Annotated in this window: 11 protein-coding genes and 1 pseudogene; 6 read left to right on the top strand and 6 right to left on the bottom strand. The window is 61.3% G+C overall.

Annotated elements, in window-relative coordinates; genetic code table 11:
• Nucleotides 1–168 (bottom strand): annotated as a pseudogene (locus RWT78_RS24645) (daunorubicin/doxorubicin resistance ABC transporter ATP-binding protein DrrA); the annotation flags it as partial.
• Nucleotides 169–518: 350 nt separating this feature from the next.
• On the opposite strand from RWT78_RS24645, the gene RWT78_RS24640 reads away from it, so the two are divergent.
• Nucleotides 519–1376, top strand: a complete 858-nt coding sequence (locus tag RWT78_RS24640; RefSeq protein ID WP_314681583.1) for a glycosyltransferase family 2 protein — start codon at nt 519–521, stop codon at nt 1374–1376.
• 120 nt (nt 1377–1496) lie between these two features.
• Here the strand turns inward: RWT78_RS24640 and RWT78_RS24635 are convergent, their stop codons facing one another.
• From RWT78_RS24635 to RWT78_RS24615, 5 genes are all read right to left on the bottom strand, one after another.
• A complete protein-coding gene (locus tag RWT78_RS24635) occupies nt 1497–2474 on the bottom strand; it encodes a diiron oxygenase (protein ID WP_314681581.1) in 978 nt (325 codons plus the stop codon).
• 6 nt (nt 2475–2480) lie between these two features.
• On the bottom strand, nt 2481–3359 hold the full coding sequence (locus RWT78_RS24630; protein WP_314681579.1) for a prephenate dehydrogenase dimerization domain-containing protein: 879 nt from the start codon (nt 3357–3359) through the stop codon (nt 2481–2483).
• An 8-nt stretch (nt 3360–3367) separates the two neighbouring features.
• On the bottom strand, nt 3368–5452 hold the full coding sequence (gene pabB / locus RWT78_RS24625; protein ID WP_314681577.1) for an aminodeoxychorismate synthase component I: 2085 nt from the start codon (nt 5450–5452) through the stop codon (nt 3368–3370).
• Nucleotides 5449–5973, bottom strand: a complete 525-nt coding sequence (locus tag RWT78_RS24620; protein WP_019747551.1) for a chorismate mutase family protein — start codon at nt 5971–5973, stop codon at nt 5449–5451. Before RWT78_RS24620 ends, pabB begins: the two co-directional genes overlap by 4 nt.
• An 85-nt stretch (nt 5974–6058) precedes the next feature.
• Entirely contained in the window at nt 6059–6535 is a 477-nt protein-coding gene (locus RWT78_RS24615; protein ID WP_003940943.1) for a hotdog fold domain-containing protein, read from the bottom strand.
• A gap of 552 nt (nt 6536–7087) precedes the next feature.
• On the opposite strand from RWT78_RS24615, the gene rpsJ reads away from it, so the two are divergent.
• The 5 genes from rpsJ to rplB form a co-directional block, all read left to right on the top strand.
• Nucleotides 7088–7393, top strand: coding sequence for a 30S ribosomal protein S10 (rpsJ, locus tag RWT78_RS24610; RefSeq protein ID WP_003938093.1), 306 nt, complete (start codon nt 7088–7090; stop codon nt 7391–7393).
• 17 nt (nt 7394–7410) lie between these two features.
• Nucleotides 7411–8067 carry a 50S ribosomal protein L3 gene (gene rplC, locus RWT78_RS24605; protein WP_003940826.1) on the top strand — a complete coding sequence of 219 codons (657 nt, stop codon included), beginning with the start codon at nt 7411–7413 and terminating at the stop codon, nt 8065–8067.
• The gene (gene rplD, locus RWT78_RS24600; RefSeq protein WP_003940723.1) at nt 8064–8738 is read left to right on the top strand and encodes a 50S ribosomal protein L4; all 675 of its coding nucleotides are present in this window, start codon (nt 8064–8066) and stop codon (nt 8736–8738) included. Before rplC ends, rplD begins: the two co-directional genes overlap by 4 nt.
• Nucleotides 8735–9040 carry a 50S ribosomal protein L23 gene (rplW, locus tag RWT78_RS24595; protein WP_003940990.1) on the top strand — a complete coding sequence of 102 codons (306 nt, stop codon included), beginning with the start codon at nt 8735–8737 and terminating at the stop codon, nt 9038–9040. Before rplD ends, rplW begins: the two co-directional genes overlap by 4 nt.
• 39 nt (nt 9041–9079) lie before the next feature.
• A partial coding sequence (rplB, locus tag RWT78_RS24590; RefSeq protein WP_314681569.1) for a 50S ribosomal protein L2 occupies nt 9080–9711 on the top strand: 632 nt, incomplete at its 3' end.

The following is a 9711-nucleotide window of genomic DNA, read 5'->3' as shown; positions in this document are numbered from 1 at the left end:
GCCGAGCACCGTCCCACGTGGGGCGGTGAAGTTGATCCCTCGCAGCGCGTGCACGTTCTTGAAGGACTTGTGTACGTCCTCCACTAGTACCGCTGCGTCCGTGGAAAAGGGCATCAACACTCCGCTGTCTGCATTGTCGGAACGGGCACGCGCTCCCGACGGGCGCACAGATGCCTTCTGTCTTCTATCCGTGATCTCCGCTCAGATGTTACCGGAGGGTCAAACCGACACTCGGGCAATCGGACGCGTGAGAGGGGGTACGGGGCTCCTGCCAGCAACTCTCACCTTCGATTTCACCTTGTGGCAAGAATCACAAATGCTCTTTGTAACGTAAAGATCTTCTCCAATTGAACGAATGACCAAATAGATTTTCAGCGCATCTGCGCAGGTGGGTATTCGGTTGCGCGGACCGGAGGTCTTTGATTTGACCGGTGACGAAAGTCCTCCGATTCCTTCCGGTTGGTTCCCTGGGCCCGCTGCTCAATGTCTTGTGGAGAGATTCGCGATACCGTTGGGAAATGGCGAACGCGACGTTGTCGGTGGTTGTTCCGGCTTTTAATGAATCTGAATACATCGAAACGTGCATCGAAGCGCTCATTGCTCAAGGTGAATATGTCGACGAAATCATCGTTGTTGACAATAATTCCTCGGACAATACTTCTGAGTTGATCAAGAAGTATCAAATTAGTTGTCCCAAGCTCCGGCTTCTCTGTGAATCCCGCCCCGGGGTGGTGCATGCGAGAAACAAGGGGTTTGACGCGGCTAGTGGAGAACTTATCGGACGTATCGACGCCGATACGATCGTGGGGGAAGGCTGGGCAGTTGCGGTTCACGAATTCTTCGAGCGTCGCGACGATTTCTCGGGCGTAACCGGCCTGACTTACCTTTATGAATCTCCGATCGCCGGCCTTCAGCGCCGATGGACGAATTGGCGACTCGTTCGCGGGGTCCAGAGCGCAGTTCGGCCTGTTGTTGCAGTTCCAGGCAGTAACATGGCGATGCGTCGGTCGGCTTGGTTGGCCGTTAGGGATGCGGTCAGCGATCGAACCGACATTCACGAGGATATCGACCTATCCCTCTGCATGGCGCGTGTTCGTTGCACTGTGGGGCAGATCTCGAGCATGGCCGCAAAGGTTTCGGGTAGGCGTGGAGTTAGTTCGCCGCGAGTGTATGCGCGATATAATCGAGCATCAAAGAAAACTCTCGAGCATCATGGTGTGTCGCATTGGAAGTTAACGTTCTTGATTGCAGCGGACAGTGTCCTGCATGCAATCTTGTGGCCTCTTTATCGAATGTATGACAAGAATTCCGGGCGAATCTCTTCCCGGTTTCTGGGCCGGAGGCAGCGTGCGCGGGATCTCCCCGTCTTTTCTTGAGTATTTCGTCCGGTATTTATTTGCTCAAGCTCTTGTCTAGCTGAATAATCGGGAGTGCCCGATAATTGCGGAATATTACTGGACCGGGTTTGTTGGAGAATCAGCACTTATTGCTCAGGATTAACTGGGGAGGTATTCTTCTCCTGCGATTGATACTTCTGTCGTAACTTGCAACTTATGGAGCAAGGACGATATTCCGCTGTAATCCTGTACGAACAGTTCGTTGCTCGGTTCCAACGCGACATCATCGAGCATCTTCTGTCCGCCGGGTATGGCTTCGATCTCCATGATTGCTCGCCACGCGCCGAAGTCGGTTCCGCTGAAAGCGCGCATGGCGCCCTCGAAGCCTTCCAGTAGATAGCTGCGATCTCCACGATTCAAGGAATCCCAGACCAGTACCGCCAGTTCCCCGGCAATCGAGGCATGGCAGTACTCGTCGCGAGCGTGCAACCGAATGGTCGCGCGGTTGATCGACTGCACGCCCAGGTCGTCCGAGATCAGGTCGAGGTATGCGGTGATCGACACCTCGGCGACGGTCATGAACGCCAACTGTGTCAGCGCGATCTTGCGCGGATCACCGGCTGCGTCGAGGGCTTGCGCCCGCGTGCGGACCGTCAGGACGTCGGGCAATGCCTTGGTCGGCAGCCCCCAGCCCCTGCCTCGACGGGTCGCTGAACTGGCATTGAAGTGCATGAGCGTGTGATATTGCTCGTCGACCATCGCCTGATTGACGGCCACTGCAGCCCAATCTCCGAGACCGACGCCGAGTCGGTCTTCGGCGAGAACGTCGAAGCCGGGATTGACGACGTACTTCTCGATGTCCATGACGTTCTTGTTGAACGCGATCCATGCCCAGGCTTGCAGGCGTTGCTTCTGCTCGGGGCTCAATGCCAGGTAGGTCGGATGCTCCGCGAACGGGAGAAGTGCTTCGGGGTAGTCGGACAACGACGAATCGAAGAGATCGTCCAGTTCCGGCTCCGCCTTCTTCACGGTTGCCCGGCGCGCCCAGTTGCTCGCAAGGCGGCGGACGATTGCACTCTCGACCGGATCCGAGGCGTCGTACTCCGGGAGGCTGGGCGGACTCACTCCAGGTCTCATCGTTCCCTACTCTCTGTGCCCTTCGGCAATGCGATCGAACAAGCTCTGGCACTCCGCGTTCAATTCGCCGGAGTGATCGTCGAGCGCTGCCTCGGCGGTTTTCATCAGCGTCGTGAAGTCGCCGAGCGTCTCGGCCGCCGTGTCCACCTGTGAGGTGGCATCAAACAGTGCTTTTCGTGTCGCACCTGCATGCGGATTGCCCGCTTGTACGTCCCAGTACACCTCCGGTTCGCCGCCGGCTATCCGCGCCAGGAGCGCGAGCAAGGTCTGATGCGGGGGAGGGGCGACCGCGATGAGTTCGTCCGCGGAAACTCCGAGTTCGGCCAGGGCAACGCCGAAAGCCAGCACCGACGCGTGTGTCAGAACCTGGGTAGCCGCGGCCAACCGGTCGTGACGATCGGCGTCCATCACCGCGACCGACGCTCCCCACGAGCGCACGATGCCGAGGAATCTGTCGGACTGCGGACCGCCGACGTACGGCACTGCGATGACGGCCCGACCGCGCGGTCCGAGCGACGGACGGAACATGGGGTTGAGTCCGAGGAACTCCCCTTCTCGGCCGGCGTCGGCGATTGCTGCGTCCATCCGCGATTTGACCGACAGCGTGTCCACAACGAGAGCGCCGGATGTCCGAAGGCTCGGTAGTGCGGCTAGAGCGACCTGTTCGGGAACCGCGAGCACGATGATGCGCGAGGACTCCACGTGCGCGAGGACTTGCTCACTGGGTTTCGTGATGTCTCCGACGACTACATCTCCGTCGGGATCGCTGCCTGCTGGGTCGACGACGGTGACGGTCGACCCCCCGGCGCGAAGCAGTTCGACGAACATGGATCCGACGGCACCCAGCCCGCCGACAACCGTCGCTGTGCCTGATGCCGCCGTCATGGCTGGATCTACCCGCCGTACTCGAGGACCCGCGAGGACACCGCATCGAGCGCACGGAGCAGCGTGGACGCCTTGACCGTGGTCTCGTCGAATTCTTCTTCCGGATCGGACAACGCTGTGATGGCACCGCCGATTCCGAAGGTCACGCCGCTCTCGGTGCAGACCAGCGACCGGATCACGATCGAGAGGTCCGCGGCGCCACCGAGCGCGAAGTACCCGATCGATCCCGAGTAGACCCCACGTGGGCCTGATTCGAGGCGGTCGATGATCTCCATCGTCCGTACCTTCGGGGCGCCGGTCATCGATCCACCGGGGAACGCGGCACGCACACAGTCCACCGCCGACGACCCCGGACTCAGATGTCCGCGCACCGTCGACACCATTTGGTGAACGGACGAGTACGACTCGATCGCGAACAGCCTCGGAACGTGGACACTTCCCGGAACGCAGACCTTGGTGAGGTCGTTGCGGGTGAGGTCCACGATCATCAGGTTCTCGGCGCGGTCCTTCTCGCTGTCGAGCAGGTCCTGCCGTAGGGCAGCATCACGCGCTCGGGTGACGCCGCGCGGGCGGGTCCCTTTGATCGGCTTGGACTCGACGTTGCCGGCCGAGTCGACACGAAGGAACCGCTCAGGCGAGGCCGAGACCACCGAGATACCGGTGAAGTCGAGAAGTGCGCTGTACGGCGTCGGATTGATCGAGCGCAGATACTCGAACGCCTGCTGTGCATCGATCGTCTCGTCGACGCTCGCCATGTTGGTCAGACACACCTCGTAGGACTCACCTGCCCGGATCTCCGAGAGGGCCGTTCCGATCAACGACAGGTACTGATCGCGATCATGCCGAAGGCGAGCCTGCGTCCAGACGGTGTCGCTGATCAGCGGAACGGGGGTGCGTTCCGGAAGGTCCGCGCCGATCCGCGCCAGGGTGTCGACGGTCGATTCGAGCCAATCGTCATAGCCGGCGTCCCGGACTTTCTCGCGCAACCTCAAAACGTGAGTGCGGCCCGCGGTGTGATCGATGACGACGGCGCGATCGGCAAACACCAGAGCGGCATCAGGAGTGGGTGCCGGATGGACTGCCCTTCCTCCGGTCTGTGCTTTCAGTTCGTAGCCGAGGTAGCCCACGTAGCCGAGGTTGAAGTCGAGTTCCGGATGCGAGGGCACGAAGCGTGTCGAGAGTTGTGCGTCCAAGTAATCGAAGAAAGGAACTCGAATGTGCTCGTCGGACAAGCCTTTTCGGCTGACAGTCAGTACCTCGGCTTGCACGTCGTACGTGATGAACTCGGCCAGCGGCCCCGACGAATCGCCGAGAATCGAAAAGCGCGCACTCGGCTCTGCGGTTGCCGCGCGGTCCAGCCAGAACGCGTTCGGGCCGTCGGCGAACAGTGCTGCATAGGCCGCCGACGGGTCCACTGCAAAATCGAGAGTCACGTCGTCGACGTCGTAGTTGATCGCCGGCCGCAGGTCGGGTGTTTGCGGAACAGGTTCGGGTCGGATCACCGAATCCAGAGTGCGTCCGACGGACAGATCGCGGAAGTTCGCGAGCAAATCTATGCCGAACTCGGTGCTGATGGACTCCGGATGGAACTGAACTCCCCACATCGGCTTGGTCCGGTGCCGGACACCCATGAGCAGACCGTCGGACGTCCACGCGGTACGAACGAAGGCGTTCGGCAGATTCTCGACGGTCAACGAGTGGTAGCGAACAGCTCGGAACGGCGACGGAAGTCCGGCAAAGATGCCCGAGCCGTCGTGATCGATCAGCGAAATTCGGCCGTGCATCGGGACGGGCGCAACCACCACGTCCGCGCCGAACAACTCGCACAGGCCCTGGTGGCCGAGACAGACACCGAGAAGTGGGAGAGGCGCTTCTTCGATGAAACGGCGGCTGATTCCGAAATCACGGTCGCGATCCGGCCGGCCGGGACCTGGGGAGATGACCACGTTGTCGTACGACGCGAGATCGAGGGAATCCCAATCCACGTCGTTGCGGACCACGGTCGGCACAACCCCGTTGACCTCGGTCAACAGGGTGAACAGGTTGTAGGTGAACGAGTCGTAATTGTCCACCAGAAGGGTGCGGGAACTCATGTCGATGATCCTGATCTCGGTCCGACGGATTCCCGAACAGTGTCCTCCTCCTCAACAGGTGCGTTGATCACCAGGTCTTCGAGTCGACAGGTCTCGGCAATCATCAGCTCGTACAGGGCGTTGAAGAAGTCGGGGGAGAGGTCGTGTCTACGGGCGAATTCACGCGCCCGCTCCTGCACGAGGCGGACGCGGCCGGGTTGCATCATCGGAACCTCGCGGGAGCGCTTCCACTCGCCGATGCGCAGGCAGAGTTCCAGCCGCTGCCGCACCGTCTCGAGAAGTAGAGCGTCGATGGCGTCGAGGTCGCGCCGGAAGCTGTCCAATCCCTCGGCCTCGTCCGGATACGACGAGGTCTGCGTGCCTGCTTCGGAACTCGTTGTGGTCAAGAACTCTTCCACGAGGCCTCCCGGTGCTCGGCGTGACGCGAGGTCGACAATGTGGTGCCCGGAACGCAACCCACCTCCGGACACCGGCACCCCGACCGACCATCGCCGTTCGGGGAGGTGTTCCACGATCGTCATTCGCCGAAACCTGCGGTGGTGCCTAATTCTGCGAAACCTGTTTGGCGGGCGAATCAGGTTGCGATGCAGGCGGGTTCGTGAGTGCCTACTTGGGGGAGACCCAGGTGGTGATTTCGGCGTGGACTACTTCCTTGCCGCCACGGTCGAAGATCGAGATGGGAACGAGAAGTTCCGTGCCACTCTCGATCGCCGCGAAGTCCGGCAAAGTCTCGAGTCGGGCGACCGCCCGCAGGCCGGTCTCGGCCTTGGCGAGGTAGTCGACCTTCATCGACTTGGGGATCCAGCGGTGGGAGTTCGGAACCGTCGCTTCGCTCAGCATGCCCATTGCGACCTCCGCGAGATTGCATGCTGCGATCGCGTGAAAAGTGCCGAGATGATTGTGGACGCCCCACCATTTGGGGGAGCGGACCTCGCAGAGCCCTGGTTCCAACTTGGTCACCCGGGGGAGAACAGAGGCGAAATAGGGCACGCGAATGGACATCGCCGCCGAGAAAACTGCATGTCCGAGGGCATTGTCCGGCAATTTCTGCCATCCGCGATAGGTAGGGCTGGAGGTAGTCATAGGCCTATCTTACTTCTGAGTAAGGTTGTTGTCGCGCAGCTCACTCGGAAAAGGCAGTTCGGGGGAGTTGAGGATTTGGGCCAGGTACGGCATACTGGTCGGGTTGCCTTGTCCGGGACGCGGTCGATTGCGGCCGTGATCGGGTAAGGGTAAGACGTCACAGACGATCGATCGCAGATCCCGTCAGGGTAATCGGGTCAACGACTGTGACCATGCAAGACGAGAAGTAATGCAGGACGGAAGCAGTACCTACTTTGTGTTCGACATCGAACACGTCCGGTACGCATCACGCGCCAGATAATCGAAAGATTGTCCGGCGCAGGATGAGTGAGAAGGCGACACGCCCGACCGCGTGTACCGGAGAACAATGACAAACGAACAGCGGCAGCAGATCCTGATCTCGATCCGAATCTCGGTACTCCCGAGAACTTGGACTTGGTCCCGATCGCTTCAGTGTTCGTCGTGTCATCGTCCAGGCAAGGACTGTGCAGACGAGGTAGCTCGAGCCTGACCAGGCGGGCTACGAAACGCGGCAAGAAAAGGACACTAAGCGTGGCGGGACAAAAGATCCGCATCAGGCTCAAGGCCTACGACCACGAGGCGATCGACGCGTCAGCGCGCAAGATCGTCGAGACGGTAACCCGTACGGGTGCCCGCGTCGTTGGACCTGTGCCGTTGCCGACCGAGAAGAACGTATATTGCGTCATCCGCTCGCCGCACAAGTACAAGGACTCGCGCGAGCACTTCGAGATGCGTACTCACAAGCGGCTGATCGACATTCTCGACCCGACGCCGAAGACGGTTGACGCGCTCATGCGCATCGACCTTCCGGCCAGTGTCGACGTGAACATTCAGTGACGGCGGAGACAAAAACAATGACTGATACCAAGATCAAGGGAATCCTGGGCACCAAGCTCGGCATGACCCAGGTCTTCGACGAGAACAACCGGGTTGTCCCGGTCACCGTCGTGAAGGCTGGGCCGAACGTCGTAACCCAGATCCGTACCGAAGAGCGTGACGGCTACAGCGCCGTTCAGCTCGCGTTCGGCGCCATCGACCCGCGCAAGGTGAACAAGCCGACTTCCGGCCAGTTCACCAAGGCTGGTGTGACCCCGCGTCGCCACGTAGTGGAGCTCCGCGTTGCGGACACCTCCGACTACGAGGTCGGCCAGGAGCTCACCGCCGAGGTCTTCGAGGACGGCGCATACGTCGACGTCACCGGAACCAGCAAGGGCAAGGGCTTCGCCGGAACCATGAAGCGTCACGGCTTCAAGGGACAGGGCGCGTCGCACGGTACCCAGGCTGTTCACCGCCGCCCGGGCTCCATCGGTGGCTGTGCAACTCCCGGCCGCGTGTTCAAGGGCATGCGCATGTCCGGACGCATGGGTAGCGACCGCATCACGACGCAGAACCTCTCGGTCCACAAGGTGGATGCAGAGAACGGCCTGCTGCTGATCAAGGGTGCGATCCCCGGCCGCAAGGGCGGCCTCGTGATCGTCAAGAGTGCAGTGAAGGGTGGTGCACGGGCATGACCAGCACCGAGACCAAGTTGACCCTGGACGTCAAGGTCGCCGGCGGCAAGACCAACGGCACCGTCGATCTCCCCGCTGAGATCTTCGACGCTCCGGCCAACATCGCGCTTCTCCATCAGGTTGTCGTCGCGCAGCTCGCAGCTGCTCGTCAGGGAACCCACTCCACCAAGACCCGCGGCGACGTCCGCGGCGGTGGCAAGAAGCCGTACCGCCAGAAGGGCACCGGCCGCGCACGCCAGGGCTCGACTCGCGCACCGCAGTTCGTCGGCGGCGGAACCGTTCACGGCCCGCAGCCGCGTGACTACAGCCAGCGCACCCCCAAGAAGATGAAGGCAGCCGCTCTTCGCGGAGCCCTCTCTGACCGCGCACGCAACGAGCGCATCCACGTCATCACCGAACTGGTTGCAGGGCAGACGCCTTCGACCAAGGGCGCAATCGCGTTCCTCGGCGAGATTTCGGATCGCAAGAAGCTGCTGCTCGTCGTGGGTCGCCAGGATGTAGCCGCTTGGAAGAGCGTGCAGAACCTGGAAGGCGTGCATCCCATTGCACCCGACCAGCTCAACACCTACGACGTACTCAATGCAGACGATGTCGTGTTCAGCGTCGAGGCACTCAACGCGTTCATCCACGGGCCCGCAGAGAGCGCTCAGAACAAGGAGGACGCCAAGTGAGCACCATCGCTGACCCCCGCGACATCCTGCTCGCTCCGGTCATCTCCGAGAAGTCCTACGGACTGATCGAGGAAGGCACCTACACCTTCCTGGTGCACCCGGACTCGAACAAGACGCAGATCAAGATTGCCGTCGAGAAGGTCTTCGGCGTCAAGGTGACCAGCGTCAACACCGCCAACCGTCAGGGCAAGCGTAAGCGGACCCGATTCGGTTACGGCAAGCGCAAGGACACCAAGCGCGCGCTCGTGACCCTGTCCGCTGACAGCAAGCCCATCGAGATCTTCGGAGGACCGGTCGCGTAAGCGCCGGGACTTGACGAGACATAGAGGACGAGAAGACTCATGGCAATCCGTAAGTACAAGCCGACAACACCGGGCCGTCGTGGCTCGAGCGTCTCGGACTTCGCCGAGATCACTCGGTCGACCCCCGAGAAGTCGCTGGTTCGCCCGCTGCACGGTCGCGGTGGACGTAACGCACACGGTCGTATCACCACCCGTCACAAGGGTGGCGGACACAAGCGTGCATACCGACTGATCGATTTCCGTCGCAACGACAAGGACGGCATCCCGGCAAAGGTCGCTCACATCGAGTACGACCCCAACCGCACAGCAAACATCGCACTCCTGCATTACGCAGACGGTGAGAAGCGCTACATCATCGCCCCCAAGGGCCTGGTGCAGGGTTCACCGGTCGAGTCCGGTGCAGGTGCCGACATCAAGCCGGGCAACAACCTGCCGCTGCGCAACATCCCGACTGGTACCACCATCCACGGTGTGGAACTGCGTCCCGGCGGCGGAGCCAAGATGGCTCGTTCCGCAGGCGCCAGCATCCAGCTCCTCGGTAAGGAAGGCAGCTACGCCACGCTGCGTATGCCTTCCGGTGAAATCCGTCGCGTCGACGTGCGCTGCCGCGCATCCGTCGGCGAGGTCGGCAACGCCGAGCAGTCGAACATCAACTGGGGCAAGGCCGGCCG

Source organism: uncultured Rhodococcus sp., from assembly GCF_963525155.1.
Lineage (GTDB): Bacteria > Actinomycetota > Actinomycetes > Mycobacteriales > Mycobacteriaceae > Rhodococcus_F > Rhodococcus_F qingshengii.
This window is presented reverse-complemented; position numbering and strand designations above follow the sequence as displayed.

Bases quoted from the DNA above. Each gene is read 5' to 3' on its own strand.
- RWT78_RS24640 (WP_314681583.1), top strand. From the start codon at position 519: ATGGCGAACGCGACGTTGTCGGTGGTTGTTCCGGCTTTTAATGAATCT.
- rplD (WP_003940723.1), top strand. From the start codon at position 8,064: ATGACCAGCACCGAGACCAAGTTGACCCTGGACGTCAAGGTCGCCGGC.
- RWT78_RS24620 (WP_019747551.1), bottom strand. From the start codon at position 5,973: ATGACGATCGTGGAACACCTCCCCGAACGGCGATGGTCGGTCGGGGTG.
- rplC (WP_003940826.1), top strand. From the start codon at position 7,411: ATGACTGATACCAAGATCAAGGGAATCCTGGGCACCAAGCTCGGCATG.
- pabB (WP_314681577.1), bottom strand. From the start codon at position 5,452: ATGAGTTCCCGCACCCTTCTGGTGGACAATTACGACTCGTTCACCTAC.
- RWT78_RS24615 (WP_003940943.1), bottom strand. From the start codon at position 6,535: ATGACTACCTCCAGCCCTACCTATCGCGGATGGCAGAAATTGCCGGAC.
- RWT78_RS24630 (WP_314681579.1), bottom strand. From the start codon at position 3,359: ATGACGGCGGCATCAGGCACAGCGACGGTTGTCGGCGGGCTGGGTGCC.
- RWT78_RS24635 (WP_314681581.1), bottom strand. From the start codon at position 2,474: ATGAGACCTGGAGTGAGTCCGCCCAGCCTCCCGGAGTACGACGCCTCG.